The organism is Oxobacter pfennigii (assembly GCF_001317355.1).
GTDB classification, from domain to species: Bacteria; Bacillota; Clostridia; order Clostridiales; family Oxobacteraceae; genus Oxobacter; species Oxobacter pfennigii.
The window spans coordinates 32,125-48,499 of sequence record NZ_LKET01000028.1; the positions used below are offsets into that span (position 1 = coordinate 32,125).

Here is a 16,375-nt window from a genome sequence, read left to right on the forward strand (position 1 = left end):
AATAATCATTGCTTTTAGCCTAAATTATACGATTTTATGAGCTTACGGCCTTTACCTCCTCCAAAATTTTATAGGGCATTGAAAAAATTTTTTTGTCCTTTGAATATATTATTAAAGATCCTACGTTCTGACCTTCATGCAAAGGGGCTTCAAGAGTATAGGGTATTATTTTCTTTATATATATGTCTTCTTTTTCATCGCTTGTTATAGGTAAATTTATTTCTTCATCAAAACCTATTTGAACCAGTTTTTTATTGCCGGATTTAACGGGTACTAACTGACCGAATTCTTTATTGCTTAATAATATACTTTCCTTAAAATTTTTCAAGCCATAATCAAGCAATGCAGTTGAGTCCTTCCACCTATCGTAGGAATTTAAAGCCACATTTATTACTTTTACACCATTTCTGGTGGCTGAAGAAACCAGGCATTTCCCTGCCTTGTTGGTAAAACCGGTTTTAACACCGTCAGCACCTTCCAACTGCCACAGTATCTTGTTGATATTGTGATAGCCTTTTGAACCGTTTATGCCGTTTATAACTATATCCTTGGTTGAAACTATCTTTGCAAATTCAGGATTTTTAAGGGCGCATCTTGTGATTAATGCCATATCGTAAGCAGTTGTGAAATGACCATCGGCGTCCAGTCCATGGGGTGTCGCAAAGTGGGTATTAAATGCTCCTATGTCAAAGGCTTTGCTGTCCATCATAAAGGAAAACCTCTCGACGCTACCCGCCATATGCTCTGCAATGGCTATGGCGCAGTCATTGCCCGAGCGAAGCATTAATCCATAAAGCAATTCTTCCATGGTTATCTTCTGGTCTTTTTTTAAGCCTATGGTTGAGCCTGCTATGGAACTTGCCCTTTCGGATACAGTAACTACTTCATCATATTTTGAATTCTCCAAAGCTACAATTGCCGTCAATATTTTAGTGGTGCTGGCCATTGGAACAATCATACGGCTGTTCTTTTCATATAATACCCTTCCTGATTCATAATCCATAAGGCAAATGTATCTTGTGTTTAAATTTGAAAGAGATTTGGTATTAGTGCAATAAGAAAACTTTGAAGGAAGAGATAACAAAAAAACCAAAGCAAAAATCAAAACTTTCAAAGTCATCACTCCAGATCAAAAAGTCTTAACTTATATTATTATTTCTTATTGCCATTTATAAATACTGAGTAATACTGGAATATGAAGAAACTATATGTTCCCCTTATCTTCATAAATTATTGAACACCCAAACTCCTTGGCCATTTTTTGGGCATCCTTTATGTCCTCGCTGCTCCAGATGGACCAGCCGCCTTTTAGTACATTATTTACTAAAATTTCAACCTTATCTTTTTTGAAAACCATAACCTTGTCAGCTCTTTTTTGCATCTGTATAATCTGTCTTTCAATAGCATCTTCAATATCTATATCCATTATTTTCATTGCTATAAGCAAGCAGGACAATGCATCCTCGAGCTCTCTTTTTGCTTTATCGTTGTCATCCCTTAAAAGGGCTTTAAGGGATTCGGCTACTTCTTCATTTAAATGGCTTAATGCAGTCTTTGAATCAGAAGGAGTATATTTTCTGTTAGACCAGATTAAGTCAAGTGCATCTCTTAATTCCATGTAATCTCCCCCATTTTACTACTATAACTTTATTTCAATAACCATTTCGACAATTTTATATAAATTCCTTCTTTAAGATTTATAAATTGATTTAACAATTTAGGGGCTGCTACTTTTACAATATAGATCGTGAATTCATCTGGTATCTTTTAATAAATTTGCCAAAATACTGCGTTACGATAAAAATAAGCCACATAAGTGGCTTATTGAAGAGGACTTTCTGTATTTTCACTGTGTCCGGTATGCACGTTATTTTCATGAGGTTTTCTCATATTTTGAGCAACTTTTTCAATATTATCAATGACATTAGGCATCAAATCCACAATCCGGTCTACAACATTGTTGTAGTTGACAGGAAGAAGCTTAGTCTGATTGTTGCCTACTACTAAAAATGCCACCGGTTGAACTGAAACTCCGGCACCGCTGCCTCCGCCGAAGGGATGTTTATTTGATTCCTCTTCTCCGTCATCGCCCTTGTGGCCCATTTCATATTCACCGCCTCCGGCTGCAAAACCGAAAGCAACTCTTGAAATGGGGATGATGACGGAACCGTCAGGTGATTCTACGGCATCGCCTACAATTGTGTTTACATCGATCATATCCTTTATGCTATCCATGGTAGTTTTCATCAGACCTTGAATTGGATGATCGTTCATATCCTTCACCACCCTTTATCTTATTTATTATAAAAACACATACAATTTTAATGCCTGCTATTATAATATTGGCTATTCTTATGCTTATTATGCAGTTAAAGTCCGTTTCAAATAAAACCCTGTAGTAATCGGGATGCACGTGAAAATATATTTTTGAAGGATTTTTTTTAGCCATTATAAATGCCATAATATTGCCTTTTAAGGCCCAGGCAGCACCTGAAGCCAAAGCGGTTAAGGCTGCATCACCTATACCTATTTTACTGTTCCATATGAGTGATTGAATCGAAGTTTTTGAAATTATATAATCTAATATCTTTTTATACTTAGGATAGTAAATTTTGAATTTATCATATATTTTTTTTAATTCATCAAAGGTCAATAAGGATTTATTTTCAGATATTTTAGATACTTCGCTTTTTACCTTGACTGCAGGTTTCAATCCCTTTTTCATCATTACTTCAATATAAGGAATTTTAAATCTAAGCTTTATTAATTTGAAGAAAAGCATGACGTTAATTTCCAGATGATCATCATTGTTCATCCTGTGAAAGATTATCTCAGTATAGGTATTGTTAAAGAGCAAGATAGAAAATAACAGCAATAATATAAAAAGAAAATATATGTACAATGGACCACCTCAAAGTCTGTGAAAAAAATAAGGAGATACATAAAGTATGTATCTCCTTAAGCATTAATATTCAAGTTTTCAAGTTCTGGAAGCTCATCCAGATTTTTTAATCCAAAATATCTTAAAAAATTGTCTGTTGTGCCGTAAAGTGCCGGCCGGCCTGGTGCATCAGCACGCCCCACTTCTTTTATGAGCTTTTTATCCATCAGATTATGTATAAGCCTGTCGCATTTGACTCCTCTTATGGAATCTATGCTCTGCCTTGTTATGGGCTGTTTATAGGCAATTATGGCAACGGTTTCAATGGCAGCCCGGGATAAGCTTTGCTTGTTCTGGGGCTTTAAAAGTCTTTTTATATATTCTTTATGCTCCGGGCGGGTGCACATCTGAAATTTATTGTTGAAATTGATTATTTGAATACCCCTGTCTTCTATGTTATATTCGTCTATGAGCTCATTTAAAAGCTTTTTAGCTGTATTTTTATTTATCTGAATAACACCGGATATTTCGCTTAGCTCTAAAGGTTCACCGGCAGTAAAAAGCAGTGCTTCTATAATTGATTTTATTTTGTTTGTATCTGAAGGCGGCTGGCTTCCGTTAATAATAAGCTGTTTATATAATTCATTGTCCTTATTCATAGTGACACCTCAACTAAAATTTCGTCTTATAATAATCTCACCATAGGATTTTGTCTGATATATGCTTATTTCCCTCGTGCGCATGAGTTCCAATAAAGCAAGAAATGTGATTACTATTTCAAATTTGGTAGTATTTGATATAAATAATTGAGAAAAACTGATCTCATTTTTGTTATTAAGCCTTTGTTTTATATGCAGTATTTTATCATAAACGGTAAATTCTTCTCTAATCAATTGTTCTTCAAGATGCACATCCTCATTTATACCGGACTTATACCTTTCTATGATGTCATTAAAGGCAGTGATTAGGTCATTCAAAGAAACATTTAAGAGTATTTCATCCTCTTCTATATCGTCAATTATCTCGGCATTTTTATAAAAAATATCCATGGATTTTTCTTCACTTTCTTTAAAAAGCCCCGATACTTCCTTGAATTTTTTATATTCAATAAGCTTTTCAATAAGCTCTGCCCTGGGGTCTGCATCTTCGTTTGTTCCATCCAGGGGATTTTTTTCCTTGGGAAGCAGCATTTTTGATTTTATCTGTATAAGAGTGGCTGCCATTAATATAAATTCACTGGCAACATCCAAATCAATGCTCCGCATTTTATTTATATATTCTAAATATTGATTTGTAATCTCGGCAATGGGAATATCATAAATATCCACCTCTGCTTTTTCTATCAGATGAAAAAGCAGGTCGAAAGGACCTTCAAAATTTTGAAGTTTAATCTGGTAAGGCATTTAAATACTCCTTTAATAAACTAAAGACTTAAAATTAAATATCCTGAATAATTATAACACATTAATGAGTATGTAAAAAGAGATGGCCCTTAGCCATCTCCTTAATTAAGCTGTTTCTTTATAGAACGTAAGCCAGCATATAAAGGTTCTTTTCATCAAATCACCCATATTGGCCTTAGGTACTGCATTAAGTGCTATAACATCCATTTTTCCTATCTCCGCACCATCGCGGGTTGCAACTATTTCCCCCACTTTTTCGCCTTTTTTGATTTCCGCCTTTAAATCCTCGCTGATTTTTATATCCTTGTTGATTTCTTTTTTACTGCCCTTTTCAACAAGGACAACAAAATCTCCGGAAGGTACGACGTCCACAGATGATTCTTTGCCTTTAAGTACTTTAATTTTTCCCAATACGTCATTCTTGTCAGCAAGTTTTATGACTTCATATCTTGCAAAGCCAAAATCAAGTAACTTACTTGTTTCCCTGTTTCTTACGTCCCTTGTAGGAGAGCCCATTACTACGGCAATAAGCCTCATGTCATTTCTTTTGGCAGTGGCGGAAATACAGAATTTTGCCGCTGACGTAGACCCTGTTTTTAGACCATCACAACCTTTGTAAAATTTGACAAGCCTATTTTTATTAACCATTGTGAAGGGCTCTGCCCTTCCTTCGGTTATAGTCTCCATCCAGATTGTAGTGTAATTCAATATTTTTTCATGTTTTAAAACCTCTCTGGACATCAAAGCCACATCATAGGCTGTGGTATAGTGATTATCGATGGGAAGTCCGTTGGAATTTGAGAAGTGTGTATCCTTCATTCCCAGTTCCGAGGCTCTCTCATTCATTTTTTGAATAAACATCTCCTCCGAACCTTCCAGAAATTCTGCCAGGGCTACTGCTGCATCATTAGCAGATTCCACGCATACGCCTTTTAAAAGCTCTTCTACCGTTCTTACCTCTCCAGGTGACAAGTACAATTGGGTTCCGCCCATGCTGCAGGCATATTCGCTTATTGTCACTTTATCACTTAGGCTTATCTTTCCCGAATCAACGGCTTCCATGGTTAAAAGCATGGTCATAATCTTGGTTATGCTGGCAGGCGGAAGTTTTTCATTGGCCTTATTCTCATATAATACTTTGCCTGAAGAGAATTCCATAAGCACAGTTGATTTGGCATCTAAGTTTAGGGTGTCGGCAGATGCGGGACTGTCAGGGGTTAAGTTAAGTGCCATACTGTTTTCCGGGGGGGTAAATATAGTAATTGTGAAAACAGCAAGTAAAAATGCAAATATCTTAGATGAAAATCTTTTCACAATATCACTCCTTTAAGTTTTCTCAAATGTATTTTTCCCCCGAAAATTACTATTATGTTACACGTAAAATGGAAACATATTGCTATGTTTCCATTTGTGAATTTTTTAAGTTTTTTAAACTACTGTACCGTATATAAGCTTAGGTGCCTGAACCTGATTTTTGGTTATAATTACAGCATCATCGATTAATTTTATGCACTGTTTTATCTTATCCTCATCATTTCCGTGAATGGACATTATTGTATCGCCTTTACCTACGTAACTTCCTGACTTCCTTTTAAGTACAATTCCTACAGATAAATCAATGGTGCTTTCCTTTGTTTCTCTTCCTGCTCCTAGCACCAAAGAAGCCATGCCTATTTTATCGGCAAGTATGCTCTCTATAAAACCCTCATCCTTTGCGTTATAATCTACTTTATATTTTGAGACGGGCAAATTTTCATCAGGGTTATCTACTGCGTTTATGTCTCCCTTTTGAGCCTGTACAAATTCCTTGAATTTATTCAAGGCCGATTTGTTTTCAATTGTATTTTTGAGCATTTCCCGTGCCTCATCTATGTCTTTTGCTTTCCCGGCTAAGATAAGCATATGGCTGCCCAATACAAGGCAAAGCTCCATTAAATCCTCCGGTCCCTTGCCTTTTAGAGTATCAATAGCTTCTTTAACTTCCAGGGCATTGCCTACAGCAAGGCCTAGAGGCTCATCCATATGTGAAATTACTGCTATAGTTTTTCTCTTTAGGGAATTGCCTATATCCACCATTTCACGAGCCAGCTCGAAGGCATCGTTCATGTTCCTCATAAAGGCACCGCTTCCAACCTTTACATCCAATACAATGGCATCAGCGCCGGAGGCTATTTTTTTGCTCATAATGCTGGAGGCAATCAATGATATATTATCAACAGTAGCAGTTACATCACGAAGTGAATAAATTTTTTTATCGGCAGGAGCCAGATTTCCGGTCTGACTTCCTATTGAAAAGCCTATGGTGTTCACATTGCCTAGAAATGAATCACGGTTCATTTCAACGGTAAAGCCTTTTATTGATTCTAATTTGTCAATGGTGCCGCCCGTATGGCCCAACCCCCTGCCGGACATTTTTGCGACAGGGACACCGCAGGCTGCCACCATAGGTCCTAAGACCAGGGAAGTCTTATCTCCAACTCCTCCGGTGCTGTGCTTATCTACTTTAATTCCCTTTATGCCTGACAAATCCAGTCTGTCCCCCGAATTAACCATGGATAAAGTAAGGTCGGAAGTTTCCTGCTTGTTCATTTTTTGGAAATATACAGCCATTAAAAATGCTGCCGCCTGATAATCAGGGATATCTCCTTTGGTATAGTTTTGAACGAAAAAGTCTATTTCTTCTTTGGACAACTCATAGCCGTTCCTTTTTTTAAGGATAATATCATACATCCTCATAAAACCATCTCCAAATTCTTAACATTATAAAACGAAGGGCTTTACGCCCTTGGATGTGATTTTTTATAAACTTCCTTTATCTTGTTTTTTGTAATCTGAGCATACACCTGTGTTGTGGATATATCGGAATGCCCCAGCATTTCCTGGACGGATTTCAAATCAGCTCCGTTTTCAAGCAAATGAGCTGCAAAGCAATGCCTCAATGTATGAGGAGTTATATCTATATCTATTTTTGCTTTTTTAGTATAGTATTTTATGATTTTCCAAAAACCCTGGCGTGTAAGTCTGCTGCCATGAAAATTTACAAATAGAGCTTGTTCACTCTTTCCTTCTCTTAAAAGATAAGGCCTGTAATTTTGAATATACTGGGTCAAGGCTTTTAATGCCATGGTACCTATGGGAATTACCCTGTCCTTTGTACCTGTGCCGTTGCATTTGATAAATCCTAAATTCAAATTTACATCATTTACATCCATAGCCACCAATTCCGATACCCTGATGCCCGTTGCATACAACAATTCCAGCATGCACTGATCCCTGCTTCCTTTGGGGTCGGTGATCAAAGGCTGTTTTAAGAGAAGCTCCACTTCTTTTATTGTAAGAATCCTCGGGAGCTTTTTTTCAATTCTCGGAGACTCAAGGTTTAAAGTTGGATTCTTATCTATGTATTTATTATTGAATAAAAACAGGTAAAAGGACCTTAAAGAAGCTAAGCTTCTGGATATGGAAGATGTGGCTTTCCCGCTTTTTTGAAGATATATTAAATAGGCAATTATGTTTGTCTTGTTTATCTTCAATATTGAAAGATTGTTGTTTTTAACATAATCAAAAAATTGCCTTATATCGCGGCCATAGGATTCCAAAGTATTTTTGCTTCGTCCTTTATCGCTGTTTAAATTAATTAGAAATTCATCCAATAGTTTATCCATGTGTAAGTCTCCTTTGGGTATAATCATTAATATTATTACTTCAACACTAAAAACAAAAATCCTCCAAAACATATAATAAAATAATACAATAAGTTAATGAAATTATACATTGGTATATTTTGTAATTATAACTGCAATTATGTATAAAATCAAGGGGCAAGATAATTGGAAATAAGCTTAATGAATACCGGGATTATGTATGCTTCAATGAGGCTTCCCATAATAGAAATTATAAATAGAATTATCATAAGCAAGCAATAGGAAAAAAATTTCTGCCAGTAGTTGTTTGTCCATCTTTTTGCCAGCCTGTCTTTTATAATCATCATGGAAAAGCTTATGGATATTACACAGGAAGCTATCATACAGGGTATTACAATTAGATTATGAGGAACAATTGCGCTGAAGGTGAAGAAAAGGCCTTTTAGTCCCAGACCGTTTATTAAAAATGCAACGGTAAAGCCTATTATAAAACCTCTTATTCCTATTATCAAAAGAGCTATCGGTATTCCTATGACGGTTATTCCTAAAATCCAAATTATGAAGGAGGTTTGAAGATTATTTTTGATGGATTGGCTTAAAACGGACATACTATCAACATTGGTATTGGTCAATATTTGAAAAAAACCCTCCAGATAATTAATAAGTGACTGTTTTTGTACATCATCTATGGATTTTACAGTAAATGCTCCTGCAGCCACTCCTATTGAAAAAAACAATATCACAGTGGAATATAAAAACATGTTTGATTTAACATGATTTGAGATTGTTTCTTTTAATCTTTTGCTCTTAAACAAAAAAATCCCCCCCTATCTATAAAAGATATTATGCTTGAGCTCAGGAGGTTATGATTAAATTTTGTATTAAGAGATTTTTGAATCTTTATAATTATCTCTCTATAAACTGTGAATATAAAAGTATTCCGCATATGCTTTTGGCATCGGTGATTTCGCCTGATTGTATCATCTCAAGAGCGCTGTCTAAAGTTACATATAATATATCCATAAATTCATCATCATCCCTGTTTAAGGCACCCTCTTTAAATTCATCTGCAAAAAAAAGATGAAGCCTTTCGTTGGAGAACCCCGGAGATGTAAATATGCTGCATAGGGGTTTTAGGTTAAGGGGAATAAGTCCTGTTTCCTCCTCTAATTCTCTGAGAGCACAGTGCTGCGGTTCTTCATTTTTTTCAAGCTTGCCTGCAGGAATTTCGACTAAGGTGTTATCCAGAGGCTTTCTGAATTGCTTTACCAGGACTATTTTCTTATCCTTAACTGCTACTATGGCAACTCCCCCGTTATGTTCAACAATTTCCCTGTACGCCGTTCTTCCATCGGGAAGGGATACGTCATCTATTCTTAAATTTATTATTTTACCCTGAAATATATTTTTGGAGCTGATAGTTTTTTCATGGAATTCCATTATATTACCTCCGAAGAAATATTTATATTTTTTTACGCATATAATAACTATATCAAAATAAGGGAGGATAATCTATGTTAATTATAAAAGATAACAATTGTCTGTATTACAGGGGTACAGTTAAAGAATTTGCCGCCTTTTTAAGAAATACTATGTGGCCGGATATGACCCTGAAAGAATTTTTAAAAATCAAAAACAGGATTATTCTTTCAAATGAAAATAGGAATAAAAGGCAGCTGCTTGGCAGGTCATGAAAAATTCTTTGTCTTCCTCTATCCCTCTTCCCATGGTGTTTGCTTTTGTTTTATAATGACTTAAGGCTTTATGCAATATATCCGAACTTACAAATTTCAAAATATGTTTTTTCATTATATCTGCCGAATGTATTTGTGAAAATAAAAAATCCATTTTTTCAGCTTCAAGTATTGGGAAAACCACATTTGCCGATGTATTTGAAATCTCAGATAAAATTGTAAGAGTATGGTGGCTTATGCCGTAATGTCTCTCCCTTTTATCGGCAAAGCTTATTCTGGGTGTGAATACCGGAGTGCCCTTTAAGGTGTTTATGCAATCAATAATATGGCCTTGTTCAACTCCGGAAAAACCGTATTTTGTACCTGTGCCTATTATTCCGGGCCCCATGGTCACTATGGCTATATCGCAGCTTAAAACTCCCTTTGCGGCAACAAGGGCATCATAGATATTAACTGCTTCAATATCCCCTCCGAAGGCATTGCCGCAGGTTATTGTACAGGCCAATATCCCTTTTTGTTTTAATTCTCTGACACTGTCGGAAAAGTCGATGGGAAGACAGCCTCTGTCGGTCATAATGTATGCGATTTTAATGTTATTTTTCAGGTATTTTAAACAGCAAGCTATAGGTGACAGCATGCTGTGAAGCTCTCCTACTATAACCGCCATATTATTAAGACTTTTAAAACCATCGATTTTTTCCCTGTATATTCCTTCCCTCTCGGAAATACAATGGCATTTTATCTGATAAGGAGTATAATTTAATTTCATAATATGACCTTCATCATCAATGTCCGATGTGGTGCCTGTAGATTCATTTATGATTACAAAGTCATAGCCTCCGCTTCCTAATTTAAGATAGTTTGAGGTATTGTTTACATAGACTATATCCCCCGCCTTTATATCTCCTGTCAGCATATTATAATTTATGGTTTTGACCAAAATGCCTTTTATAATAATATTTACAACGGCAATCCTCTCATCCTTAAAAAAAATATCATGTACTTCCCCTTTTCGTATGCGCATCATCATAATTTTTCACCCTTCCAAGTGAGTCTATGAAGTTCAACAGTTGATTGCTGCTGATAAATTCACTGATGGATTTTCTTTCTGAATATATGTGAACATAGAATAAAAAAAGCAGAAACAAAAATCTGATACCTGTATGGGAAATTGATGAAATAAATATGCCTAAGAAGATGCCTAAAGCATTTGAGCCTGTATCCCCTAGCATACAAATTTCTTTAAGCTCATAGGGCATATATATTAATATGGATATGATTATTGCTGTATTTAAAAGTATATATAAATTACTGAAGTCAAAAATTAAGAATAAAAGCATTGAAAAAAACAGATATACCTTCAAAGCTCTTCCCGGCCGTAAATCTAAAAGGTTGAAGAAATTCTGAGTCAGTGAAATAATAGCCACATTAATTAAAAAATCAATATTTTTATAGTCTGATATTATGCAAATAATCAAAGAAATAAAAAAGCTTACAATTGCCTTTATCATGCCTGCGGTTATCCTGCCCTGGAATAATGACTTTATATGACCCGTAAAGCCCTTTGGTGTATCTTTGGAGCGGTCATCCATATACCCTGTGAAGGATGCGGATAATACACCTATAATCACATATAGCAGCTTAATATCATCATTTAAATTCATTGTATTTTTCACAAGCATTAAATACATACAAAATAAGAGTATCTCTATGGTAAAATATACTCCTGCACAGTTTAGAACTTTTTTATTATTATAGTTTATCGCAGGACTGTTTGATTCCAAAAAAGTTAAAATCAAAGGAAGAAAAAATAAAGAAGACAGAATAGATATAATAATTAAGCCTGATATCAACATATCACCTCATAAGCTCTCTTAAAAATACGAGAAGCACGTCTTTAAACTGTATGGATCTATGAATGTAGCCTTTGATATCACCCTTTGTAATTCTGTGTCTGAAATTTATGTGTATATACCCTATCTTGTAGCCGCACCTAATGGCATCGATCAGCATACCTGTCTCTATACCAAAACCGCTGTGAAATTTTACTCTTTCATTCGTAAGCACACTTTTTCTTATAACTCTCTGGCCGGATAAAGGGCATGGAAAATCAATTCCTGTAAAAAACTTTACAGAGAATCTGGAAAATTTACGCAGCAATCCCATTCCACCGCTGCCTGCAGTTTCAGGTATATTTGCAATGCTCATATCTAAATTTTCCTTTATTACTTGCTGTATCATTTCTTCAACTTTAGATGCTGATTCTCCTAAATCCCCATCTAAAAAGGCATATATATCGGCATCAATACTTTTAACTCCATTATAAAGAGATGCCGACTTACCCATGTTTCTTCCGTTTTTTAGTTTTATAATACCTTCCATGGAGGATATTATATCCCAGGTGTTATCAGTGGAGCCATCATCAATTACCACAATCTTATCTATTAAATCAATTTTCCCAAGAGCGGTTATTGTGGCATAAAGATATTTCTCCTCATTATATAAGGGAATTATTGCACATATCTTTGGCATAAGTAAGCTCCCTATTTGTTTATTTGATGCTTAAAAAGGTTTTTATGCTCGAAATAATGCTATCAAATAATAAGCTGTTATAAAAAAGGATGGGCAGTAAAATTACAAGGCATAAAAGCAAGAACGATGCTTTCATGTAATTTTGCTTATTGTATTTTAATATGCTCTCCATTCCCTTTAACTCAGTTAATTTAGAACCATAGAGCATTCTAAGGAGCAATGTACTGGACATTCCCTGCCTCTTTTTTTCTAAGAATTCATCTATTCCCGTATGACTGCCTATGGTGAAAATACGCAATGCTCCATATGATGCAGCCAAAATAACGGCAGCGTCCTCAGATGTACCTTTCACAGAAATAAGCTTGTAATTTAAATTCAAAGATCTTGTTCTATCCTCTCCGGGAGCATATCCGTCCAGATAGCTGTGAACCAATATCTCTTGAGCACCTTTTAAGGATTTATCGCTTACGCTGTCCATATCACCTATAATTATATGGCTTTTTACCCTTAAGTCATATAGGGCGTCAGCACCGCCGTCTACACTTATAATAACCGGATTTTTATTTGCGATATAATTTTTAACAAGCATTAAGTCCTGCCTATAACCTCGGCCTCTGGAGACAATTATAACCTCCCTGCCTTCGATTTCTGTGCTGATTTCAGGTAAACATACATTACTTAAAAAATACTGAAACTCCTCCTGCATATGATTGATGGTATTTTTAATGAAATTTTCCTTAGTTTCATGTAATATGAGCGAATATTGATTCAGCTCTTTAATATCATCACTTGTGATGGGTTTTAAGTAGCACCAGAACTGATTATTTATATGAAGTTCGGAATCTATAATACATATGGCATCCCCATCATGAATTATATTGAAAATTTCTCCATCCTTAACATCAAAGATATATATTCCCTCTTCTAAAAGGTATTTTACCCCCTCATTTGAGCTGCTGGGTTCAAGAGAAGGTGCGCAATTTAATATAGCTTTTATTTTTTTATTTGCTAAATCCTGTGCAGCCACAAGATCTATGCCCTTATGGCTTATAATGGGAATGCAGTCTTTTTTTAATGTATGTATTAAATGTTTTGTCAATTTACTTTTGCTGGCTTTTCCTGTTATCCTCGTCATATATATCATCTACCTTTGATAGAAATCTATATATGTATTATTTATTTAACCTATAAAAATTATTTATATTATATTGCTTTATAAAATAATAAGAATACCGGCAATTTACTTTTCTGCTTGCATATTATATAATAATTTATAATTTAACAAAATAGGAGGAATGAAATTGAAAAAATCACTAATAGGTGTATTTTTAATATTTACTATGATGTTAGGAATTACATCCTGTTCAGATAATATAAAAAGTGATGAAGAAATCAAAGCCGGGGTAAATAAAAAAGAAGCGGCTTTAAATACAGTTAACCTGCCTGTTCAAAACAGTGAAGATGAATCGATGGTAGCGGTATTGCCTATTACATCCTTAGATATTGAGGCAGGGAAAAAAACCATAAGCGATTATTTCCAGGCCTTAAAAACAAGTGATACAGTTATTCTAAGTGAATATTTGAATTATAATATGCTAAAATACAGAGAAATCGGTGCATGCAATATAAGCGGCAGCAACGGAAGCTTGTGGATGCTCTATGATGATAACTTCAAACCGGATCTTATCAATATAGAGGATACACCAAAATATAATTTTGATCCGGTTAATATAATAAAGCAATATAAAAATGACAGCGGCAGAGAGCCTTATAAGACCATGAGCTTGCATGTTTATTTTGCTTATGGGGGCAAAAACAATGAATGGGATTTTATACTCCTTAAAGAAGCTGAGACAGACCCATGGAAAATACATCTTTGGAGGGATTCATAAATATTCCAAATCATACTGTTTAATGCAGCTTGCAAGCCTTCGGTTGCATATATCTTACGTACTTGATTTATGGTTGTAGGTGAAACACCAAATAGTTCTGCTAACTCCCGGTTATCTTTTTTTCGCTCAATAAGTCTATCATTGTATGGAGTAGAATATTTGCATGCATTATTGTTTTTGCAGAATGTTTTCCACTTTTATGGGTAATTGATTGAAGTTGCTCAATTTCTTCTGTTGATAAATTCACTTCATAAACTTTCTTTGGCATAATAATACTCCTTGTCTTTTGTAAGTGTATTATTTTACCAATAATAATTTTAATATTTTGATACAGTTTTAAGTTTTACAACCCACTAGTATAAAAAAAAGGGGCGTTCATTTCTATATGACTTTAAATAACATATAGAAATGAACGCCCCTGCAATATCAGTAATTATGCTGTTTGTTTCTCTATACAGTACTGTTCTAGACTTTACTTCATCCCAGATTTTTATATGATGTAACCGAAAATCCGGTGCCGGGCGAAGCCAATTGGTTATCTTTACACTTTAAACTGGCCTTACAATTGAGGATTAGCTTTACGACCTTACTTCTTTGGATATTGAAGTGTAAAACCTATTATATTGAACAAACGTCATTTTACAAGCCGGTTTATTGGAAAGTCGGACAGTAATACTCCATTCCCAGCCAGGTGATCCTGATCTGTAAGGGAGTATGAAAAAGTAACATTCATATCAGGCTTGTTTACTGCTTTAATAAATTCCTGGTATACCTTCTTTGTGAGTATCTCAAAATCGTGTCTGTTAATGGTTATTGCACCCAAAACGCTTATAAGGGCAGAAGGTTCCTCAATATCTACAGCTTTTCTGTAAAATGATTCATAAGCACTTATGTAAATATCTATTACCCTGTCACCCACAACTTCCTTCATGACTTCATATAAGCTAGTTGAAACTCTATGTCGCTCTTCTTTTGTAAGTGGATAAGTTCTAATATCGAGAGTTGGCATTTTTATTCTCCTTCCCAGTATTTATTATGCTTTGTTAAATTAATCCATTGCACCAGGTTAATATGATTTCATCCACAGCTCCAGACTCATGAAGCTGTAAACTCAACTCCGGTCTGCCCCACAACTCGCTGCCGCTCATAATGGGGCAGCTTCTCCACTGCTTCGTTAACAGCCTCTTGAGTCTTCCGCAACGTTCCTTCCATCATATTACCTAATAACAGCAACTTAACTTCTTACATTATGTATTAGGTGTTTTGCGGCCTGTTTCCTGCCCATGTTGGTATCTTCCCGCTTAACACTTCATGAACTCCCAAGGCTGCGTCCATTGCCATATTTTCATATGATTCATATGTGAAAGCCGCATTATGAGGGGTTACAATAACGTTATTCATATGAAGCAATTTATCGTTTGCATTTGGAGGTTCCTCTTCAAAAACGTCAATAGCGGCTCCGGCGATTACCTTTTTCTCCAATGCTTCTATCAGTTCCCCTTCTTTTATAATTGCCCCTCTTGAAGTATTAATAAAGTAGCTTTCCTTTTTCATAGCCACAAATTGCTCCATTCCAATGCTCTTTTTAGTTGCAGGCAGCAAAGGTAAATGCAGAGTGACAAAATCTGAGCATTCAAGTACCTCTTGTATATTATCTTTTAAGACTATTTCATGGAATATGTCTTCTCTTTTAGCACGAGGCTTGTACCCTATAACATTCATGGAAAAGCCGTAAAAGGCTTTTTTTGCAACGCTTTGCCCAATTCTCCCCAAACCTATAATGCCAAGTGTTTTACCTTTCAGTTCAATATTTGTTACAGTATTTCTGATATCAAAGTTTCCATTTCTAAATTCCTCATCTATCACTTTTGCATTTTTAGAACAGGATAACAATAAAAACATGGTATGCTCTGCTACAGCATTAGTATTGGATAATGGAGCATTTGTCACCCAAACTCCCTTTTTTTCGGCATAATCAACGTCAATAGTATCCAGCCCTACGCCATGCCTTGCAATAACTTTAAGCTTGTTACCTGCGTCAATTATTTTAGGTGTAATTCTTACATTCCGTACCAATATAGCATCACAGTCCACTACATCTTCTGTTATAGCCTTCTCGTCACAGCCGTTTCCCATCTTAATTTTATATCCACATTCCATCAAGTAATTTATACCGTTTTTTGAGATATTCTGAGGTATTAAAACAGTGAAGCTCATATTTTGACCTCCTTTGCCTTACCTGCTCCCATTATTAATATAATTCTTCTTATATTTATATTTAATTATGGTAATGTTTATTATATTTGTCAATTTTTCACCAATATATAAA

General features: G+C 35.2%; 20 protein-coding genes. 2 read left to right on the top strand and 18 right to left on the bottom strand.

From position 1 onward, the window contains the following. Window positions 1–34: 34 nt before the first annotated feature. The 11 genes from OXPF_RS06675 to OXPF_RS06725 all read right to left on the bottom strand — a co-directional run bounded on the left by OXPF_RS06675 (window position 35) and on the right by OXPF_RS06725 (window position 9,368). Window positions 35–1,114: a D-alanyl-D-alanine carboxypeptidase family protein gene (locus tag OXPF_RS06675; protein WP_160317165.1), complete on the bottom strand. Its 1,080-nt coding sequence runs from the start codon at window positions 1,112–1,114 to the stop codon at window positions 35–37. A 90-nt stretch (window positions 1,115–1,204) separates the two neighbouring features. Continuing rightward, window positions 1,205–1,618 carry a MazG nucleotide pyrophosphohydrolase domain-containing protein gene (locus OXPF_RS06680; protein WP_054874427.1) on the bottom strand — a complete coding sequence of 138 codons (414 nt, stop codon included), beginning with the start codon at window positions 1,616–1,618 and terminating at the stop codon, window positions 1,205–1,207. A gap of 203 nt (window positions 1,619–1,821) precedes the next feature. Continuing rightward, on the bottom strand, window positions 1,822–2,274 hold the full coding sequence (gene ytfJ / locus OXPF_RS06685) for a GerW family sporulation protein (RefSeq protein ID WP_054874428.1): 453 nt from the start codon (window positions 2,272–2,274) through the stop codon (window positions 1,822–1,824). Then, the gene (locus tag OXPF_RS06690) at window positions 2,228–2,857 is read right to left on the bottom strand and encodes a DUF2953 domain-containing protein (RefSeq protein ID WP_160317166.1); all 630 of its coding nucleotides are present in this window, start codon (window positions 2,855–2,857) and stop codon (window positions 2,228–2,230) included. The genes ytfJ and OXPF_RS06690 overlap by 47 nt, the downstream gene beginning before the upstream one ends. 101 nt (window positions 2,858–2,958) lie before the next feature. Next, window positions 2,959–3,540 (bottom strand): SMC-Scp complex subunit ScpB, encoded by a 582-nt coding sequence (scpB, locus tag OXPF_RS06695; protein WP_054874430.1) that lies wholly within the window; start codon window positions 3,538–3,540, stop codon window positions 2,959–2,961. 9 nt (window positions 3,541–3,549) lie between these two features. After that, window positions 3,550–4,284, bottom strand: a complete 735-nt coding sequence (locus OXPF_RS06700) for a segregation/condensation protein A (protein WP_054874431.1) — start codon at window positions 4,282–4,284, stop codon at window positions 3,550–3,552. A 105-nt stretch (window positions 4,285–4,389) separates the two neighbouring features. After that, complete coding sequence (locus OXPF_RS06705) at window positions 4,390–5,598, bottom strand: D-alanyl-D-alanine carboxypeptidase family protein (RefSeq protein ID WP_054874432.1); 1,209 nt, start codon at window positions 5,596–5,598, stop codon at window positions 4,390–4,392. 114 nt (window positions 5,599–5,712) lie between these two features. Next, a complete protein-coding gene (locus OXPF_RS06710; RefSeq protein ID WP_054874433.1) occupies window positions 5,713–7,020 on the bottom strand; it encodes a pyrimidine-nucleoside phosphorylase in 1,308 nt (435 codons plus the stop codon). Window positions 7,021–7,061: 41 nt separating this feature from the next. Continuing rightward, window positions 7,062–7,949 (bottom strand): site-specific tyrosine recombinase XerD, encoded by an 888-nt coding sequence (gene xerD / locus OXPF_RS06715; protein WP_054874434.1) that lies wholly within the window; start codon window positions 7,947–7,949, stop codon window positions 7,062–7,064. A 149-nt stretch (window positions 7,950–8,098) separates the two neighbouring features. Further along, complete coding sequence (gene spoIIM / locus OXPF_RS06720) at window positions 8,099–8,743, bottom strand: stage II sporulation protein M (protein WP_054874435.1); 645 nt, start codon at window positions 8,741–8,743, stop codon at window positions 8,099–8,101. Between the two features lie 91 nt (window positions 8,744–8,834). After that, window positions 8,835–9,368 (bottom strand): NUDIX hydrolase, encoded by a 534-nt coding sequence (locus OXPF_RS06725; RefSeq protein WP_054874436.1) that lies wholly within the window; start codon window positions 9,366–9,368, stop codon window positions 8,835–8,837. A gap of 74 nt (window positions 9,369–9,442) precedes the next feature. On the opposite strand from OXPF_RS06725, the gene OXPF_RS06730 reads away from it, so the two are divergent. Further along, window positions 9,443–9,622, top strand: a complete 180-nt coding sequence (locus OXPF_RS06730; protein WP_054874437.1) for a hypothetical protein — start codon at window positions 9,443–9,445, stop codon at window positions 9,620–9,622. Here OXPF_RS06730 and OXPF_RS06735 read toward each other — a convergent pair. The 4 genes from OXPF_RS06735 to steA all read right to left on the bottom strand — a co-directional run bounded on the left by OXPF_RS06735 (window position 9,570) and on the right by steA (window position 13,289). Next, window positions 9,570–10,652: a DUF3866 family protein gene (locus tag OXPF_RS06735; RefSeq protein ID WP_242854340.1), complete on the bottom strand. Its 1,083-nt coding sequence runs from the start codon at window positions 10,650–10,652 to the stop codon at window positions 9,570–9,572. The genes OXPF_RS06730 and OXPF_RS06735 overlap by 53 nt on opposite strands. Further along, window positions 10,618–11,313, bottom strand: a complete 696-nt coding sequence (locus OXPF_RS06740) for an MraY family glycosyltransferase (protein ID WP_160317167.1) — start codon at window positions 11,311–11,313, stop codon at window positions 10,618–10,620. The genes OXPF_RS06735 and OXPF_RS06740 overlap by 35 nt, the downstream gene beginning before the upstream one ends. Window positions 11,314–11,479: 166 nt before the next feature. Next, the gene (locus OXPF_RS06745; protein ID WP_054874439.1) at window positions 11,480–12,154 is read right to left on the bottom strand and encodes a glycosyltransferase family 2 protein; all 675 of its coding nucleotides are present in this window, start codon (window positions 12,152–12,154) and stop codon (window positions 11,480–11,482) included. 19 nt (window positions 12,155–12,173) lie between these two features. Continuing rightward, the gene (gene steA, locus OXPF_RS06750) at window positions 12,174–13,289 is read right to left on the bottom strand and encodes a putative cytokinetic ring protein SteA (RefSeq protein ID WP_054874440.1); all 1,116 of its coding nucleotides are present in this window, start codon (window positions 13,287–13,289) and stop codon (window positions 12,174–12,176) included. 166 nt (window positions 13,290–13,455) lie between these two features. Between steA and OXPF_RS06755 the strand changes: the two genes are divergently transcribed. Then, entirely contained in the window at window positions 13,456–14,046 is a 591-nt protein-coding gene (locus tag OXPF_RS06755; RefSeq protein WP_054874441.1) for a hypothetical protein, read from the top strand. Between the two features lie 100 nt (window positions 14,047–14,146). Here the strand turns inward: OXPF_RS06755 and OXPF_RS22395 are convergent, their stop codons facing one another. From OXPF_RS22395 to OXPF_RS06765, 3 genes are all read right to left on the bottom strand, one after another. Beyond that, window positions 14,147–14,314 carry a hypothetical protein gene (locus tag OXPF_RS22395; protein ID WP_160317168.1) on the bottom strand — a complete coding sequence of 56 codons (168 nt, stop codon included), beginning with the start codon at window positions 14,312–14,314 and terminating at the stop codon, window positions 14,147–14,149. Between the two features lie 366 nt (window positions 14,315–14,680). Further along, window positions 14,681–15,055: a hypothetical protein gene (locus OXPF_RS06760; RefSeq protein ID WP_054874442.1), complete on the bottom strand. Its 375-nt coding sequence runs from the start codon at window positions 15,053–15,055 to the stop codon at window positions 14,681–14,683. Between the two features lie 245 nt (window positions 15,056–15,300). Continuing rightward, window positions 15,301–16,263 (bottom strand): hydroxyacid dehydrogenase, encoded by a 963-nt coding sequence (locus OXPF_RS06765; protein WP_054874443.1) that lies wholly within the window; start codon window positions 16,261–16,263, stop codon window positions 15,301–15,303. Window positions 16,264–16,375 lie beyond the last annotated feature (112 nt).

Coding starts and splice junctions, on each gene's coding strand:
- OXPF_RS06680 (WP_054874427.1), bottom strand. CDS start 1,618: ATGGAATTAAGAGATGCACTTGACTTAATCTGGTCTAACAGAAAATAT.
- ytfJ (WP_054874428.1), bottom strand. CDS start 2,274: ATGAACGATCATCCAATTCAAGGTCTGATGAAAACTACCATGGATAGC.
- scpB (WP_054874430.1), bottom strand. CDS start 3,540: ATGAATAAGGACAATGAATTATATAAACAGCTTATTATTAACGGAAGC.
- OXPF_RS06700 (WP_054874431.1), bottom strand. CDS start 4,284: ATGCCTTACCAGATTAAACTTCAAAATTTTGAAGGTCCTTTCGACCTG.
- OXPF_RS06710 (WP_054874433.1), bottom strand. CDS start 7,020: ATGAGGATGTATGATATTATCCTTAAAAAAAGGAACGGCTATGAGTTG.
- xerD (WP_054874434.1), bottom strand. CDS start 7,949: ATGGATAAACTATTGGATGAATTTCTAATTAATTTAAACAGCGATAAA.
- OXPF_RS06725 (WP_054874436.1), bottom strand. CDS start 9,368: ATGGAATTCCATGAAAAAACTATCAGCTCCAAAAATATATTTCAGGGT.
- OXPF_RS06730 (WP_054874437.1), top strand. CDS start 9,443: ATGTTAATTATAAAAGATAACAATTGTCTGTATTACAGGGGTACAGTT.
- OXPF_RS06735 (WP_242854340.1), bottom strand. CDS start 10,652: ATGATGATGCGCATACGAAAAGGGGAAGTACATGATATTTTTTTTAAG.
- OXPF_RS06740 (WP_160317167.1), bottom strand. CDS start 11,313: ATGTATTTAATGCTTGTGAAAAATACAATGAATTTAAATGATGATATT.
- OXPF_RS06745 (WP_054874439.1), bottom strand. CDS start 12,154: ATGCCAAAGATATGTGCAATAATTCCCTTATATAATGAGGAGAAATAT.
- steA (WP_054874440.1), bottom strand. CDS start 13,289: ATGACGAGGATAACAGGAAAAGCCAGCAAAAGTAAATTGACAAAACAT.
- OXPF_RS22395 (WP_160317168.1), bottom strand. CDS start 14,314: ATGCCAAAGAAAGTTTATGAAGTGAATTTATCAACAGAAGAAATTGAG.
- OXPF_RS06760 (WP_054874442.1), bottom strand. CDS start 15,055: ATGCCAACTCTCGATATTAGAACTTATCCACTTACAAAAGAAGAGCGA.
- OXPF_RS06765 (WP_054874443.1), bottom strand. CDS start 16,263: ATGAGCTTCACTGTTTTAATACCTCAGAATATCTCAAAAAACGGTATA.